Here is a 16,042-nt window from a genome sequence, read left to right as displayed (position 1 = left end):
ACAGAAACGGGAGAGGTCAAGCAGGGACACAAGGGGCACAACATCTGTTAAACACCCTTGCGCAGGTGCGCACCCGCGCGCGATACCACCCGCACACACACCCGCGCAAGAACAACAAACAAAACACGTGCCCCTTGTGCCCCTAACCCACAAACCATGACCAACCAACCCGCCCTCTTCACCACCCCCAACACCACCCAACCCACGAAAAAACCCGCCACCAAAGAACCACTCCCCGAATGGCTCCGCGCCGCCCTCGAAACCAAAACCGGAGGCTTCCGCACCGCCAAATTCAGCCGCTGCCCACAATGCGGCGCCATCACCCTCACCGGCCTCAACGCCGACCAACTCGCACAAACCATCACCGCCGACCCCACCCCACTCACACCCACCGACGAATACGCCTGCACCCTCACCAACCGCCCCACCATCCACGCCACCCACGAAGGCAACAACCGCTGGCACCTCCACTACCGCGACCACCTACGCATGACCACCCCACCCAGCGACAAACACCTCGTCCTACCCACCCACAAATGCGGCGCCCGCTTCCCCGGCTTCCTCAAACCACCCCACCTGCCGACAAACCACGACCCCAACGCCACCCCACCCTTCTGATAAGAGAAACTCCCGCCATGACCTTCACCCTCACCATCAACGGCACCCCCGCACCACAAGGCAGCAAACGACATGTCGGCCACGGCCGCCTCATCGAAATGAGCAAAAAGCTCCCCGCCTGGCGGCAAGCCATCATCGCCCAAACCAAAACCACCCTCGGCCCCGACTGGGACCCCTACGACGGGCCCCTCCACGTCATCGCCACCTTCCACCTACCCGAACCCAAGAAATCCCGGTTCGGAACACACCCCGCCGGCCTACCCGACCTCGACAAACTCCTCCGCGCCCTCGGCGACGGCCTCACCCAAGCCGGAGCAATCACCGACGACGCCCGAATCATCCGGTGGAGCGCCCGCAAAGAATGGGCAGCCGACAAACCCGGCGCCACCGTCACCGTCCACCAGATCGGAGACTGACCACACCATGACCACCCAGCCCTGCACCCACCCAGACTGCGAAAACCCCACCACCGGCACCTACCTCTGCCGAGACTGCACCACCCACCTCCAACAGCTCCTCGACCAAGTCACCGAAACCCGGCAGACGCTCTACACCACCATGTGCCGGCAAGACCAAACCTCCCCCGCCAACCAGCCCACCAAGGGCAGCAGAACCACAGGCTCACCCATGCCGCTCGACGACGAGGCCATGAGCATGCGCCGCGCGCTCGCCATCTGGGAGCATCGCGACGCCAACGAGCTCGCACGCGACCAGCACGCCGGCAACTTCGAACACATGCTCAAAGACCTCCTCGCCCGCGCCTGGCGACTCGTCGACAACCCAGCAGACACCCGCATCTACGGCACCTGCGATCAACCACTCCACACCGGCGAACACTGCCAATGGCTCCTCACCGGCGACACCCACGCACCCGCCATCATCTGCCGAGGCTGCCAAGCCCTTCACGCCACCCGCGACCTCAACCAACGCACCCGCGAACGCACCCGCGGCAACCCCATGCCCATGCGCGAAGTCCGCCAAGAAGTCCACAACCTCACCGGCGCCCACGTCACCGGTAAAGACATCGAGAACTGGGCCATCCGCGGGGCGCTCCCCTACGTCCTCGAACGCGTCACCACCACCAAGAAGACCCTCCGGCTGTACTACCCCGGAGACGTCTACCGGGCCTACTTCGAAAAGCGCCACCCCCGCCTCAGCAAAGCCGCCTAGAAAACACCCCCACGAGAAGGTCAAAAGTGATACCCTCAAAAGTGACGCCGGAGTATGTCTCCGGTCAGGTCATGAGCGGCACATGAGCGGCCCGAACATCAGGCGCGCCAACGGATCAGCCCGCACTAAACTCCGCAAACGCGTCATCCGCGAAGAGTCCATCTGCTGGCTCTGCGGCAAGCCCGTAGACAAGTCCCTGCCACACGGCCTTCCCGGCTCGCCAGAGGTCGATGAGATCGTTCCGGTCAGCAAGGGTGGCTCACCGCTCGAGCGAGACAACGTTCGCCTGGCGCATCGCATCTGCAATCAGCGTCGCGGCAACAAGGATCCTGACGCGGTACGGCAACGGGCGCCAGCGGCGTCGCGGCGGCTGCGCACATCACGCCGATGGTAATAAGCCCCGTCGATTTAGTTACTCCGGGTCGAAAGTGACCCGGGGACCCACCCCTCCCCCTCCCACGGGCAGGCCCGCCACAAGGTATAGGGCCAATATCCCCCCGAGGTCGTAATTCCGGCGCAGGGCGGCTTGACTAGGCGTTTTTCGGGCCACTGATTTGGCTTATTTTCAACCGGGTTGCGGCGTGCTGCCCGGGCGTCAAAGTTCCTTACGATTCCGGGGTAAAAAGCGTTACACGTGGTCGCGCTTCCGGTAGACTTGAGACATGGCCAATCGGACGTGTGAACGCTGCGGCGCGGGGCTGGGATTCAAGAACCAGCACGCGCGCTTCTGCTCCGTGCGCTGCCGAGTCGCCGCGCACCGTGCAGCCAAGCGCGCACCGCGGTTTCCCGCGGCCATGACCAGCCGCCGCCGCTGGGTCCGGCGCGAAACGAACAAGCGCCCCGTCACAACGTCTGGCCGGTCGGCCTCATCGACAAACGCCGCCACCTGGGCGACCTTCGACGACGCTGCAGCCTCCACGGCCGGCGTCGGCCTCGGCTTCGTCCTCGGCGACGGAATTGGCTGCTTCGACCTCGACCACTGCCTCACCGACGGTCGGCTCGAACCATGGGCCGCCGATGTCCTCGCCGAGATCCAGCAGCCGATCCTCTTCGCCGAAGTCTCCCAGTCTGGGACCGGCGTGCACGTCTTCGTAGAGGCCCCAGAGGGTCCCGGCGCGAAGATCCGAGACGGCCGGAACATCGAGTTCTACAGCAAGGATCGATACATCGCAGTCACTGGGGAGCCGTTCAGCCTCCCCCGGTAGGAGGCTGACATGCCGACGGCTTTGGAGATGGCGCACCCGCTGTTGGGGCGTGCGGTCATGGCGATTCTCGATTGCCGGCGCGGCCGCGACGTCGTAGTGATCGTGGGTAATGATCAGCAGCTGCGCACGGCATCCCGTGCCTTGGCGCAGGCTCTCGATGAAACCCATGACGCGCCCGTAACGATTGCACGTGACGGCGGTGAAGGCGACGGAGCTTTCGCGATCATCAAAGCGCAGGGCGCTGGCCAGATACGCGTCCTGGCGAACATGAGACACAAGGCGCTACAAGGGCTGATCCTTGATCGGGTGTACTTGCCGTCGACACGGTGGCGCCCTGACACGTCCCGGCTGTTTGCCCCGAACTTCGCTACCAGGCGGGAGTCCATGCTCCTCGTCTACTGAGGAGGTGCCTCGTGGCCACGAAGAAGACCACGACGACGTCGAAGCGGCCACGGCCTACGAAGTCCGGCGAGCTGCGCCGGCCACCCGGTCTGGGTAAGCGTGGGGCGAAGATTTGGCAGGAGTTGGCCACCGAGGACCCCGTTAGAAATTCCGTGGTGCTGGAGGCGGCCCGGACGGCTGACCGTCTGGATGAGCTCGACTCAGTCATCCGCGGCAAGGGTGTTCTAGAGCTGATGCAGTTCCGGTCCGTCGTGCCCAAGGAGGACGACCTCGGCGATGACCGTCTCACGGTCGAGGTGAAGTTTCAGAGCGTCCTTGGCGAGGCCCGGCAGCAGTCGCTTGCGTTCGCTCAGCTACTCAAGTCCCTTGGCCTTGATTCAAAGGCAGCCGAGGTGAATACGCGCCCGGAAACTGAACTGCCGGAGAACGTGACTCCGTTCGAAAGGGTGAAGCAGCGTAGGTAACCGTTGAGGTGGTGATGACTCGTGCTCAAGGGAAGCCAGATCCCGCGCGTGTGCATCGCCCCGAGGCCTGCGAAGTCGTCTCTCTCGGATGCTGTTGATGCGATCGAGCTTGCCGCTGGCTATGGGTTGGAAGCTGATCCGTGGCAGCAGACGGTCCTGAAGTCGTGGATGCGTCGCACCTGCCATGACAAGTGGGCGGCCACCATCTGGGGACTCTCAGTTCCTCGCCAGAACGGCAAGAACGGCGCACTCGAGGTATTCGAGCTGTTCGCGATGGCAATCCTCGGGTTGAAGATCCTTCACACGGCGCACGAGGTCAAGACCGCGCGTAAGGCTTTCCGCCGGCTGAAGCAGTTCTTCGGCGAGACGAAAAACGACAAGAACGCGACTTACCCTGAGCTGAACGCCTTGGTGAAGGAAATCCGGAACACCAACGGGCAGGAAGCGATCGAGCTGCACAACGGCGGACTCGTGGAGTTCGTGGCCCGGTCTAAAGGGTCCGGGCGTGGCTACACCTCGGACGTTCTGGTCCTCGACGAGGCCCAGGATCTGCAGGAGGCAGAGCTTCAGGCGCTGAAGCCTGCGATTTCGTCCGCGCCGTCAGGCCAGCCGGTGACGATCTACATGGGTACCCCTCCGGAGGGGTTGGAGGAGAAGGGCGAGCCGTTCGTCCGTATCCGCAGTAGCGCGCTGAAGGGGAAGAGTAAGCGCACTGCGTACCTTGAGTGGTCTCCGGCGGGTGACATCGACAAGATGAAGCCGGACGAGATGGCCCGGTTCGCCGCGGACAAGGCGAACTGGGCGGAAGCAAACCCAGCCCTGGGCATCCGCATGTTCGAGGACACGATCGATGATGAGCTGACGAGTTTCTCGGCGGCGTCGTTCCTTCGTGAGCGGTTGAACATGTGGCCGCAGTCCCGCGACGGGTCGAAGGCATTCTCCATGGAGTCGTGGAACGAGCTCCTCCTGGAGGAGGTGCCGGTCGACTGGCCGCTCGCTGCGATCGGTTTGGACATGAACCCGGAACGCACCCGCGTGACGATGGCCGCGGCTGTGTTCGCCCCGGACGACTGCTTCCACCTTGAGCTGATTGATGACGTGTCCACGGATGATCAGCCGGTTGACCTGTCGACGATGTCTGAGAGGCAGATCGCGGACTGGCTGTGGAGACGGTGTAAGAAGCGCGTCCCGATTGTGATGGACGCGTTCTCGCCGATCCGGTCGCTCGAGGCGTCGTTGAAGCGTAAGGGCATGCGGGTCTACGTGCTCGGCGCGGCGGAGTTTTCGCAGGCCTGCGGAATGCTCGACGACAGTGTGCACCGGTTCAGGTCGATCAGTCACTTTGGCCAGGAGCAACTGGACGATTCGATCGAGGGCACGACGAAAGAGAAGTTCGGCAAGGCTGGCGCTTTCAAGTTCAACCGAACCGATTTCAGCGTGGATTTGACCCCGACGATGGCGACGACGTGCGCCTTGTTTGGTGCGAAGAAGTTTGGCCGCCGCCCGGCGGCACGGAAGAAGACGCGCGGCGCGATAGCCGCTTAGCAGTGAGGAGGTGCGGTTGTGGCCCGTGTCTTGACCGATGATGAGCGCACCATCTTCAACCGGATGCTCCGGACGATCCGGTCCAAGCGGCGCCGGAACCAGCTGCGCACGGACTATATGGAGATGGAGCGCAAGCTCGACAAGCTTGGGTTCTCCATCCCGCCGCACATGCAGAGCTTTCAGACGGCGATTGGGTGGCCGGCTAAGGCGGTCCGGGTGCCGGTGCAGCGTGTCCGCCCTGACGGGTACCGCCTGAAGACGCGGTCGGAGCTGCTGGACAAGATCAATGAGACCCTGCAGGATCCGTACGTTCAGATGCTGGAGCGCGCGGCGATTGAGTCAGCGGGCCTACATTCGTGCGCGTTTATGTTCGTCACCAAGGGCGACCAGTCGCAGGACGAGCCGGAGCTGGTCTTCGCGGCCCGTTCGGCCATTGAGGCGACGGCGGAGACAGACATGCGCACGGGCCGTGTGACGGCTGCGCTTGAAATCGTATCGAAGTCGGAGATGTACCTGTTCCTTCCGGGCTGGACGTTGCAGCTTGAGCGGGTCGGCTCCGGCCGGGACGCATGGCAAGTGACGCACGAGTACAAGGGCGAGGCTGGCTTCGTTCCGTGCGTGCCGTACCGGTGGGGATTCTCGTTGGAGAAGCCGTTCGGGACGTCGCTGATGACGAATGCGGTCATGGGTCACACCGACGCGGCGACACGCACCTTGCTGCGCGGCGAGGTCAACGCAGAGTTCTACTCAGCGCCGCGTGCGGCCCTGATGGGCGCCGATGAAGCACACTTCCAGGATGCGAAGGGTAACCGGGTCTCGCCGCTGGATGCGATGATCGGCGGCGTGTGGGGCGTCCCCGACACGTACGACGAGGAGGTCGGCGAGCTGCAGCGGGCCGATCTGAAGTTCCTGCCGCAGGCGTCCCAGCAACCCCACAACGATCAGCTGCGCGCGATCAGCATGATGATCGCTGCGGACACTGGCATCCCGGTCTCCTACTTCGGCATCATCCAAGACAATCCGGCTTCGGCCGATGCGATCCGCGCCGCTGAGGCCGAGCTCGTCTCCCGGGTCGAGGACCAGTTGAAGCCGATCGGTGCGGCCCGGCGCATGCTCGCCGAGGCCGTGATTCGGCTGACCTACGGCGAGTTCTCGGACACGGCGCGGTCGACATTGAAGAGTTTGCGCCCGGACTTCCTGTCGCCGGCCACGTTGACGAAGTCGGTGCAGGCGGACACGGCCCAGAAGTTCGTGGCCGCGTTCCCCTGGGCTGCCGAGTCGGATACGGCGTTGGAGATGTTCGGCCTCGATATCGACCAGATCGACCGGTTGAAGCAGGAGCGTCAGCGCGTGCTCGGGGCCCAGCGGCTCGAGCTGCTCTCTGCGGCCGCGCGCGGTACCGACACTAGTGCCGGTCAGGGCGAGCAGACGAGCTTGCGTGACCGGGCTGACGCGCTCGGCGTTCTTCGCCGCGCCGGCGTCACCGCGGACTCCGCGGCGCGCCTCGCCGGTCTTGAAGGCGTCGAGTTCATTGAGGGCGATCCGATCACGATCAGGACAGGTGACTAGCCATGGTGCAGCGCGCGGACCTCGAGCAGTACCGGACGTCTAACCAGGACTTGTCCACGCTCGTGGTCCGCGAGCTCGAGGGATTCTTTGCGACCCTCGACGTGGCGCGGCCGGAAGCGGCCCGCAATGCGCTGCTCGAGTTCCTGCCGTTGCTGGTGGAGGTGTACGGGCAGTCGTCGGCGGCGATCGCCGCGGACTGGTACGAGAAGACCACGGGCACCGCACGCGGTACGACGCTCGCGGCTTCGGTAACCGCCGAGCGTGTGCAGGCTGGTATCCGGTACGCCGCCGACGGCCTGTTCCATGAGAACCCGTCGGCGACCCTCGGGCTGCTGCGTGTGGCCACGGACAAGTGGGTGAAGCAGCCGGGCCGCGACACGGTCGCCTGGAATGCGGACCGTGACGGCCGGATGTGGGCGCGCGTGCCGACCGGTAAGAAGACCTGTGCGTTCTGCATGGTCCTTGCCTCCCGTGACGCCGTCTACCTGTCAGAAAAGTCCGCGAAGTACGGGTCCGACGGCGAGAAGTACCACGGCGAATGTGACTGCGTCCCGACCCCACTGGATTCGTGGGATGACTACCCCGAGGGCTACGACCCGGAGGGCATGTACGAGATCTACAACGAGGCCGCGAACGAAGCAGGTACCCGTTCTGACATCAAGACGATTGCCGCGGTGATGCGCCGCCAGCACCCGGACCTGCTACGCGACGGCGTCTACGACCCGCTCCTCCTGTGAGCGCCGGTCCCCTAGTTTTCCCTTGCCTGCGACGGGCTTGGGTTTTGTCGCCCCGCGACGGGGCAACCACCCGAAGGAGCACACTATGACCAGCCACAGCACCCCCGCGCGCACGCACCCTCTCTGCGAGCCGGTCCCCTACTACATGTCAGCGATTGGCATGCAGGGCGCCCGATTCGTCGAGGGCAACCCGGGCGGCGCACCCGATCCGGCCCCAAAGTCCAATGAGGGCGGAAACGGTGATGATCCCGCATCGAAGGGTGAGGGAGAGCCGAAGCCGAACGAGGGCGACGGGGACGGCAACGAGAAGCTCGGCGAGGCCGGGCAGAAGGCGCTCAAGGCCGAACGTGCGGCGAAGAAGAAGGCCGAGGCCGACCTCAAGGCACTGCAGGACAGGTACGACCAGCTCACCGAGAAGGACCTCTCCGAGAAAGAGAAGGCTGAGAAGCGCGCGAAGGAAGCGTCCGAGCGCGCGGAACAGCTCGAGCGCGAGAACTGGCGCCTAGCCGCCCTGGCGAAGCACCCAGTCCCGGAGGACTACCAAGACCTCGTGGTTGGTCAGGACGCGGAGTCCTTCCTGTCATCGGCTGAGCGGATCTCGAAGCTGGTCAAGACGCAGAAGGGTGGCTCGGACCCGGTACCGGGTTCGGGAACTCGCCGCAACGGCGACAAGCCAGGCAGCGGCTCGCTGATGGACAGCGGCCGTGACCGCTACACCTCGCGCTACTCGCGCAACAAAAAACAGGCTGACTAACAGAAGGGAACTAAGCCATGCCTCGTCTCACGACTGAGACCTACGGTGGCGGCGATTACTCGTGGGTGGGCGCTGCCCACGCGCTGCGTAACGCTCGCACCGAAATGATCGATGTCTCCGCGTTCACGGAGTCCACCCACTACCCCGACGGCTACATCCCGTCTGGCACCCCGGTGGCCAAGGTGTCCGGAGTGCTCGTCCCCTACGACTCGGCGGAGGCCACGGTCACCGGTGCTGGCATCCTCGCTGGCTTCGTCCTCACGGACACTCCGGTCTCCGGCACCACCGACGTGCCGGCCGCCCTGTACGACCACGGTCGCGTCGTGACGGCCAATGTCCCGGGCGACTTCACGGCCCCGGCAGCAGCCGAGAAGTCGTCCGCAACCACGATCGTCTTCGTCTAAGAAAGGGGGGCTACACAAAATGGCTCTTTGGACCGATCTCATTTCCCCTGCCGAGCTGACCGGGTTCGCCCGCGCTGCTGCGGCAGACATCGACGCCGACGCGAACTCGCTGGCGGCTTGGCTCCCGAACGTCCCGCACGACGACATCAGCGTCCGCATCACCAAGGGTGAGGGTTCGCTGCAGGTTAGCGAGGCGAAGTACCGCGCGTACGACGCAGAGCTCGAATTCGACGGCGGCGAAACCGCGGAGTCGTTCCTCGTCGAACTCCCTGCTCTTGGCCAGATCCGGCCCGTGTCGGAGTACAAGCAGCTGCGCATCCGCAACGCCTCCGATGACGCGGTCCGCCGCGCCGTCGAGCGTGAGGTCCGCAAGGCCGTCAAGGCGACCATCGACCGTGCGAACCGGCTGCGCGGCCAGACCCTCTACACGGGTAAGGCCACGATCAACCAGCCGAACTTCAAGTCGGACGACGACTTTGGTCGTGCAGCGAACCACTCGCAGACCGCCGCGAACCTGTGGGACGGTGCCGGGGCGAACCCCCTGTCCGACATGACCGCCTGGAACGACATCTACGGTGAGACCAACGGCCAGTCCGCTGGTGTCATCCTCGTGTCCTCTCGCGTGCTGCGCGTCATCGCCAACCACGACACGTTCGCGGTGACCGGTGCCAACGGTGCGACCCGCCCGGCACCGATCGACGAGATCAACGCAATTCTCGCCGCGCACAACCTGCCGCGCCTCGTCGTCAACGACGCCCGCACCTCGCAGGGGCGCATCATCCCGGACACCGGCCTTCTCTTCCTGCCGGATCCGTTCCTGTCCACGGAGGCTGAAGAGCCTACGGATCTCGGCGCCACCCTGTGGGGTCTGACGTTGGCTGCGACGGACGCGGACTACGAGATCGAGGAAGCTGAGCTTCCCGGCATCGTTGCGTCCGTGCACAAGGGAGACCTGCCTCCACACATTGCGACGGCGGTTGCCGACGCGATCTCGCTGCCGGTGCTCGTCAACCCGAACCTGACCCTGCAGGGCACGGTCCTCTCCTAGTAGAGCGACCCTGCGACAGGGAACCCCGCTAGTGGCGGTCGGTCTCCGTTCGGGCCGGCCGCCACTGCTTTCCCAGGAAGGAAACACCCATGAGCAAGAAGGTTTTCGCAGCCCACACGGTGGTGACTGATAAGCATCGGCGCGTGCATCACTTCGCGCCCGGCGACGCCGTCCCGTCTTGGGCCAAAGTAGGTGCGCACGTGCTCCGCACGGACGAGGCCGAAGAGCAGACGCCAGCCCCGGAGGAGGAAGAATCGACGGCCGACAACGAGTCGACCGAAGACGACGCTTCCGAGAACGGCGAGGCTGAGGCCCACGGCGCTGCTGAAGAGGCGGACGAGGCCGAAGAGCAGACTGATGAAGCCCCGCTGACGTCCTCGGTCAAGGCCGCGCCGAAGACCCGCACGGCGCGCACCCGGCGCCGCTGACCGCTAGGAGGCACCGATGGCGGCATACGCAACCTACCAAGACCTGCAGAAGCGGTGGTCGAGCATGCCCGCCGACCTCGACCAGGACACGGTGACGCTGTTCCTCGAGGATGCCTCCACGCTGCTCCGGGCCTGGTACCCGGACGTCGACGCGCGGATCGCGGCCGGGACGCTCGACGACGAGGCGGTGAAGATCATCGTCTGCGGGATGGTTCGCCGTGCCCTCGAGCGGCCCGACGACCGGGACCCGGGCGTCACTCAACGGACCGACACGACGGGCCCATTCAGTCAGACGTTCCAGTACCGGGACGCCGACGCGGTCCTGTACCTGACTAAGAATGACCGGCGAATCCTCGGCGGCTCCGCACGGAATCGGAAAGCGTTCACGACGCACCCGGCGCCCGCACGTCGCCCTGGGCCGGCGGTCATGTCCGAACGCGAATACTTGGGCTGGTGATTGGCCATGTTCTCTCCCGCTGGACGACTCCCCGACGCGTGGAAGAGCCCGGTGACCGTGCTGCGCTCTGGCGGCCGTGACGACAAGGGCAACCCGTTAGAGGATCAGGAAATCCCGCGCGGCCGGCTCTTGGTCGCGCCGCGAGCAACGAATGACCCCGTGGACCGTTCCGACGTGGCCGACGTGACGGCGGTTCTGTACGACGAGGACACGACGTTCCGGTACTACTCGACGGACCGAATCCGCATCGACGCGCCCAACCGGATGGCAGGGACGTGGCAGGTCGACGGGCGGCCTGGTGAGTGGCCGGCCGGATCTGAGGTGGGGTTGGTGATGGGCTGATGGTGGCGATGAAGCGAGTCCCTGGGTCGCGTCACTATCGGGCGCTGCCTGGCGGCATCAAGCAGCTGGCTGCGGACCCGAAGGTCGCGGGCCGGGCGTGCAATGACGCCGCGATGGATCTGGCCGGTAACGCAAACTCCGTCGGCGACAGCACCTACGCGTCCGCTCCCGCGATCGTCACGGGCGGTTGGGCGAACGATAGGCGCGCGGGCGCCGCAGTCCGTGAGACGACGAAGCATTGGCGGGACTGGCGCGACGGGGTGTTGCTCCGTGTCGCACGATCCATGGAGGTGCGCGGATGATCGAAGCGCTTGTCTTCCCCGACACTCGCGCCTGCCTTTTCGACCTAATCGATGAGGCCGAGCACCTCGGTAATCCAGTGCGCGCTGTCTATCGTCTCCCCACCGACTCGCGCGGCGCGCTCGAGGAGCCCTTCCCGATCGCTCTGATCTACACGATGGGCGGCACTGAAGGGTACGTCGACCGAGTCGACCGGGTGACGATTGAGGTCTATGCCCCGGGCGAGCAGGCCGTCAACACGCTGGAGTCAATCCGGGCGTCCATCGTCGGTGACTCCATCGAAACCCCGTCCGGGTACCTCGACGAAATCGCCGTCGAGTCAGTACCAACCGAGGTGCCCTACATCTCGGACAAGCTCAACAAGGCCGAGGCACGCTTCCTCGTCACCTCAAGGCCGATCACTTAGACCCCACAAACACGCCGGGGAACCACACCAACCTGACTGACGCCCTTGGAAGGGGAAAACTGTTATGCCCACGTTCTCGACCATTCAGGATGAAGCAGACGAGCGGAAGCTTGTCCGCAAGATCAAGAAGGCCGTGGCCTTCATCGCACCCAAGACCGTAGAATTGCCGGCCGCCATCACTGGCCCGGATTCCCAGCCCATCGACATCAAGGCTCTCGGATTCCTTCCGATTGGACTTGTCACCCCGGACGGATACAACTTCTCGCGCGAGATCGAGTCCGAAGACATCGACGCACTCGGGTACGCCTCCCCTGTGCGTTCCGACGTGACGCGTGTCCCCCGGTCCGTGTCGTTCACGGCCCTGGAAACCGGCCGCCGCCACATGTACGAACTGATCTACGGCACGGACCTCTCCGCCGTGGAGCAGGCCACCAACGGTGAAATCGTCATCGACGAACCAGACCTGCCCGTCGACGCCGAATGGCGGTTGCTAATCATCGGTGCTGACGGTCCCGCCGCGAATCAGTGGATCCTCGGCAAGGGATACGGCGCCGTGAAGCTCAACGCCACAGGCGAAGAAGTCTGGGGCCGCGAAGGCGCAGCATCGCGACAGCTGACCCTCAACGTCTTCACCGACGACGAGGTCGGCGTCCCGGTTCGCCACTACCTCGGCGGCACCGGTGCCGCGGCCTCCACTGACGTGCTCGGGTTCACTCAGGCCGCCGCCTAACCCCACCCACAGACTGCTGGGCGCACCGTCTCCGGGTGTGCGGTGCGCCCAGCTTTACGTTCACGCCCGAATCTTTTAGGAGCACATCATGGCCCGTTTCAAGAAGGGTGATCTCACCATCGAAACCGACCTGCCGCGCGAGGCCGCACAGCTCCGCGCCGAAGGGTTTGTCGAAGTAGAGACCGACAAGAAGTCCGCCGACGACAAGCCGCTGAACCCGGCACCGGAGCAGACGCCCAAGCCCAAGCCAGCCAAGTAGCCAACCCTCACACCCGGAGGTTTTCCCAATGACCACGCGTCCAGCAGTCAACCTGTCCCTGTCCAAGCTCCGCAAGGAAATCAAGAAGATTGACCCGTTCCGGGTCTCTCTGTCAGGTTCCAAGATCGTCACGTTCCCTGACGTGTACGCGATGGAATCGGTCGAGGCTGAGGAAATCTTCTCCGGTCTCAACCGGAACTCCACGAGCTGGGGCGTCCTGAGCAAGTGGCTCTCCACGGCCGACGCCGACAAGCTGAAGGCGGAAAAGCTGTCCGTGCGCGAGCTCTCCGCCGTCGTTCAGGCGGCGATTGCCTACTACGAGGAATCGTACGGTGACGAGGGAAACGGCAACGCCTCCGAGAGCTAATCACCCGCTACCGCCGCGAGGTTCGCGCCGACCTACTCTCCGAGTACGGTGTGGACCTCGCGGAGTGGTATGCGGCAGGGCGGTGGGTTGGCCTGCTCGACCTAATCGACATGCTGCCCGCCGCTTGCCGGCTCAACGAGGCTATAGCCAATGACCCTGAAGCCGCGGAAGCTATCGCGGCCATGCCACAGTTGGAAGAAGAGTGGGCGCCGCGCACGTCCGAGTTCGATCTCCACGCGAAGATTCTCCGCGAGATCGTCCACGAGCTGAAGCAGAACAGGCAGGCCACCATCGCGGCCGCCGGCGGAAAACCTCCGGCAGAATCCCCGTTCCCCGCTCCACGCACCGAGATCGACAAGGCGATTGAGCGTGCCGAGCGCACCTGGACACAGGACTTCATTCAACAGTTCGGATTCGACGCAACTGACATCTAAATCGCACCCCACAAGAAGGGCCGCCTCTCACGCAACAGAGGCGGCCCTTTCGCGTACCTAGGGAGGCTCGGAATGCCCACAATTGGCGTCGCAGAAGTGCTCATCCGCCCCTCCTTCAAAGACTTCCAGCGTGAGGTGGGCAAAGAAACCGACAAGCTTCCAACCGGCCCTGCTGAAAAAGCAGGCGGCCGCATTGGGGGTGCGCTTAAGGCTGGTGCAGCGGTGGGCATCGCCGGAATCGGGGCGGGCCTTGCCGCAGCGCTTACCAAGGGGTTCGGCCGCCTCAAGGCCATCGAGGACGCTCGGGCGAAGTTGACGGGCCTCGGACACGACATCGAGACCGTCGAGACCATCATGCAGAACGCCAACGAGTCCGTGAAGGGCACGAGCTTCGGTCTGGGTGAAGCAGCGACGGCCGCAGCTGGCGCTGTCGCATCCGGTGTGAAGCCCGGTCAAGAACTCGAGCGGACCCTCACCCTTATCGGTGACTCGGCGACGATCGCTGGAATCGGTTTTGACGAGATGGGCGCCATCTTCAACAAGATCTCTGCCCAGGGGAAGATTCAGGGCGAGGAGCTCGCCCAGCTGGGCGAGCGTGGCATTCCCATCCTGCAACTCCTCGGTGAGGAGCTGGGTGCCTCGGCCGAGGAGGTCCGGGAGCTTGCATCCCGGGGCGAGATCGATTTCGCGACATTCCAGAACGCCATGGAAGGCGGAATGGGCGGCGCCGCGCAAAAGTCCGGCGAAACGATGACGGGCGCGTTCAAAAACACGATGGCCGCCCTGGGCCGTGTTGGCGCGAACCTGATGTCCGATGTGTACCCGCTGGTACGCGATTTCTTTTCGAAGGCCATCGAGTGGCTCGGTCCTCTGGAGGAGAAGGCCAAAGTAGTCGGTGAAGCGGTTGGCTCGTTCCTGCGCGACACCCTGATCCCGGCGTTGAAGAGCGCTTTCGATTGGTTCCAGCAGAACAAGGAAGCCGTTCAGCTCGTTGCGTCCGTGGTGGCTGGCCTCGTTGTAGGGCTCATCGCAATGAAGATCATCACCACGGTAACCGGATGGATTCACGCCGCCCGTGCAGCGATGCTGCTCTTCAACGCCGCAGTTGCCGCTAACCCGATCGGGCTCATCATCACCGTCATTGGCGCTCTGGTGGGCGCACTGGTCTGGCTGTACAACAACAACGAAACTGCCCGCAACATCATGAACGCGGCCTGGGAAGCGATCCAGAACGCGGTGAAGTTCGCGTGGGAAAGCATCATCAAACCCACGTTCGACGCACTCGTCGGCTTCGTCAACAACGTCCTAGCCCCTGCTTTCCAGTGGCTATGGGAGAACGTACTCCGACCAGTCTGGATTGCGATCTCCGGAGCCATTCAGATCGCTTGGGGCATCATCTCGACCATCTTCCACACCATCAAGTGGGTCATCCAGAACGTGGTGGCACCGATCTTCACGTGGCTGTGGAAGAACATCATCAAGCCGGTCTGGGACGGAATCTCGTCGACGATCAAGGACGTGTGGGAGAACCATATTCAGCCGGTCTTCACGGCTCTTGGTGGATTCATTGAGGACAAGGTGAAGCCGGCGTTCGAACGCGGCGTCGAGGGCATCAAAGAAATCTGGAACACCATCCGCAACATCGCGGCAGCGCCAATCAACTTCGTCATCGGGACTGTCTACAACGACGGGCTACGCAAGGCTCTGAACAAAGTGCGTTCCATCGTCGGAGGCGATCCACTCCCCGAGCTAGCCACCATCCCCAAGTTCGCGAAGGGTGGTCTGCACAAGGGCGGCTGGGCACTCGTCGGTGAGGAAGGGCCTGAGCTCGTGGACTTTGGCCGTCCAGGCCGCGTGTACACGGCAACGCAAACCGAGGCCATGCTGGCTGGGAAACAGCAGATGCCGAAAGATGCCCTCGCTGGTGGCATGCAGTCCCATGCAGGCGTCGGCGGGTTCTGGTCGGACTTCACAGGCGGCGTGTCCAAGGCGTTCTCCAGTGCTGTCTCGTGGATCCGTGGAGGTCTCGCGAAGGCTGCCGGCCTGATCCTGAACCCATTGAAAGACGGGCTGGCGGCAATGCTGCCGGATTCAGGAATTGGTGACCTTGCCAAGCGTGCGACGTCAGGGGCCATCGAGAAGGCTCTTGACTGGATTCGCGGTAAGGACGAGCAGGCCGACGGCGGGCCGATGACGTACGACGGGCCGCTGGGTTCCTTTGCACGTCCGGCTGGTGGTGTCATCACCTCCGGTTTCGGAGCTTCCCGAGGCCGGTACCCGCACGCAGGCATCGATTTTGCTGTTCCTGTCGGCACCATGGTCCGGGCCATGCTCAACGGCGTTGTACGCAAGATCGGCTGGAATGCCGTCGCAGGCCGGACCGGCATGGGAATGGTTCTCGAC

The 16,042-nt window shown here is 64.1% G+C and carries 23 protein-coding genes; all 23 read left to right on the top strand.

Annotated features, from left to right (window positions below):
- Positions 1-156 precede the first annotated feature (156 nt).
- Entirely contained in the window at positions 157-618 is a 462-nt protein-coding gene (locus tag IW252_RS00115) for a hypothetical protein (protein ID WP_196834715.1), read from the top strand.
- Between the two features lie 17 nt (positions 619-635).
- Entirely contained in the window at positions 636-1,034 is a 399-nt protein-coding gene (locus IW252_RS00110) for a RusA family crossover junction endodeoxyribonuclease (protein WP_196834714.1), read from the top strand.
- A gap of 7 nt (positions 1,035-1,041) precedes the next feature.
- Positions 1,042-1,788, top strand: coding sequence for a hypothetical protein (locus IW252_RS00105; RefSeq protein ID WP_196834713.1), 747 nt, complete (start codon positions 1,042-1,044; stop codon positions 1,786-1,788).
- 82 nt (positions 1,789-1,870) lie between these two features.
- Positions 1,871-2,182: an HNH endonuclease signature motif containing protein gene (locus IW252_RS13770; protein WP_196834712.1), complete on the top strand. Its 312-nt coding sequence runs from the start codon at positions 1,871-1,873 to the stop codon at positions 2,180-2,182.
- A gap of 268 nt (positions 2,183-2,450) precedes the next feature.
- Positions 2,451-2,993 (top strand): bifunctional DNA primase/polymerase, encoded by a 543-nt coding sequence (locus IW252_RS00095; protein ID WP_196834711.1) that lies wholly within the window; start codon positions 2,451-2,453, stop codon positions 2,991-2,993.
- Between the two features lie 9 nt (positions 2,994-3,002).
- Entirely contained in the window at positions 3,003-3,395 is a 393-nt protein-coding gene (locus tag IW252_RS00090; protein ID WP_196834710.1) for a hypothetical protein, read from the top strand.
- A gap of 11 nt (positions 3,396-3,406) precedes the next feature.
- Complete coding sequence (locus IW252_RS00085; protein ID WP_196834709.1) at positions 3,407-3,859, top strand: hypothetical protein; 453 nt, start codon at positions 3,407-3,409, stop codon at positions 3,857-3,859.
- Between the two features lie 21 nt (positions 3,860-3,880).
- Positions 3,881-5,404 (top strand): terminase large subunit, encoded by a 1,524-nt coding sequence (locus tag IW252_RS00080; protein ID WP_196834708.1) that lies wholly within the window; start codon positions 3,881-3,883, stop codon positions 5,402-5,404.
- 18 nt (positions 5,405-5,422) lie between these two features.
- Entirely contained in the window at positions 5,423-6,973 is a 1,551-nt protein-coding gene (locus IW252_RS00075) for a phage portal protein (RefSeq protein ID WP_196834707.1), read from the top strand.
- Between the two features lie 2 nt (positions 6,974-6,975).
- A complete protein-coding gene (locus IW252_RS00070) occupies positions 6,976-7,710 on the top strand; it encodes a VG15 protein (protein WP_196834706.1) in 735 nt (244 codons plus the stop codon).
- 85 nt (positions 7,711-7,795) lie between these two features.
- Entirely contained in the window at positions 7,796-8,464 is a 669-nt protein-coding gene (locus IW252_RS00065) for a hypothetical protein (RefSeq protein WP_196834705.1), read from the top strand.
- 17 nt (positions 8,465-8,481) lie between these two features.
- Complete coding sequence (locus tag IW252_RS00060; protein WP_196834704.1) at positions 8,482-8,868, top strand: hypothetical protein; 387 nt, start codon at positions 8,482-8,484, stop codon at positions 8,866-8,868.
- A gap of 19 nt (positions 8,869-8,887) precedes the next feature.
- Positions 8,888-9,916 (top strand): major capsid protein, encoded by a 1,029-nt coding sequence (locus tag IW252_RS00055; RefSeq protein WP_196834703.1) that lies wholly within the window; start codon positions 8,888-8,890, stop codon positions 9,914-9,916.
- A gap of 89 nt (positions 9,917-10,005) precedes the next feature.
- A complete protein-coding gene (locus IW252_RS00050; RefSeq protein ID WP_196834702.1) occupies positions 10,006-10,344 on the top strand; it encodes a hypothetical protein in 339 nt (112 codons plus the stop codon).
- Positions 10,345-10,360: 16 nt separating this feature from the next.
- Positions 10,361-10,801, top strand: a complete 441-nt coding sequence (locus IW252_RS00045) for a Gp19/Gp15/Gp42 family protein (RefSeq protein WP_196834701.1) — start codon at positions 10,361-10,363, stop codon at positions 10,799-10,801.
- Between the two features lie 6 nt (positions 10,802-10,807).
- The gene (locus tag IW252_RS00040) at positions 10,808-11,143 is read left to right on the top strand and encodes a hypothetical protein (protein ID WP_196834700.1); all 336 of its coding nucleotides are present in this window, start codon (positions 10,808-10,810) and stop codon (positions 11,141-11,143) included.
- A gap of 8 nt (positions 11,144-11,151) precedes the next feature.
- Complete coding sequence (locus IW252_RS00035; RefSeq protein ID WP_196834699.1) at positions 11,152-11,445, top strand: hypothetical protein; 294 nt, start codon at positions 11,152-11,154, stop codon at positions 11,443-11,445.
- Positions 11,442-11,849, top strand: coding sequence for a hypothetical protein (locus IW252_RS00030; protein ID WP_196834698.1), 408 nt, complete (start codon positions 11,442-11,444; stop codon positions 11,847-11,849). The genes IW252_RS00035 and IW252_RS00030 overlap by 4 nt, the downstream gene beginning before the upstream one ends.
- 64 nt (positions 11,850-11,913) lie before the next feature.
- Positions 11,914-12,579, top strand: a complete 666-nt coding sequence (locus IW252_RS00025) for a hypothetical protein (protein ID WP_196834697.1) — start codon at positions 11,914-11,916, stop codon at positions 12,577-12,579.
- An 88-nt stretch (positions 12,580-12,667) separates the two neighbouring features.
- The gene (locus IW252_RS00020; RefSeq protein ID WP_196834696.1) at positions 12,668-12,838 is read left to right on the top strand and encodes a hypothetical protein; all 171 of its coding nucleotides are present in this window, start codon (positions 12,668-12,670) and stop codon (positions 12,836-12,838) included.
- Between the two features lie 28 nt (positions 12,839-12,866).
- Positions 12,867-13,205, top strand: coding sequence for a hypothetical protein (locus IW252_RS00015; protein WP_196834695.1), 339 nt, complete (start codon positions 12,867-12,869; stop codon positions 13,203-13,205).
- 50 nt (positions 13,206-13,255) lie between these two features.
- Complete coding sequence (locus IW252_RS00010) at positions 13,256-13,639, top strand: hypothetical protein (protein ID WP_196834694.1); 384 nt, start codon at positions 13,256-13,258, stop codon at positions 13,637-13,639.
- A gap of 72 nt (positions 13,640-13,711) precedes the next feature.
- The coding region (locus tag IW252_RS00005; RefSeq protein WP_196834693.1) for a tape measure protein at positions 13,712-16,042 on the top strand (2,331 nt) is incomplete at its 3' end.

The organism is Zhihengliuella flava (assembly GCF_015751895.1).
Lineage (GTDB): Bacteria > Actinomycetota > Actinomycetes > Actinomycetales > Micrococcaceae > Zhihengliuella > Zhihengliuella flava.
This window is presented reverse-complemented; position numbering and strand designations above follow the sequence as displayed.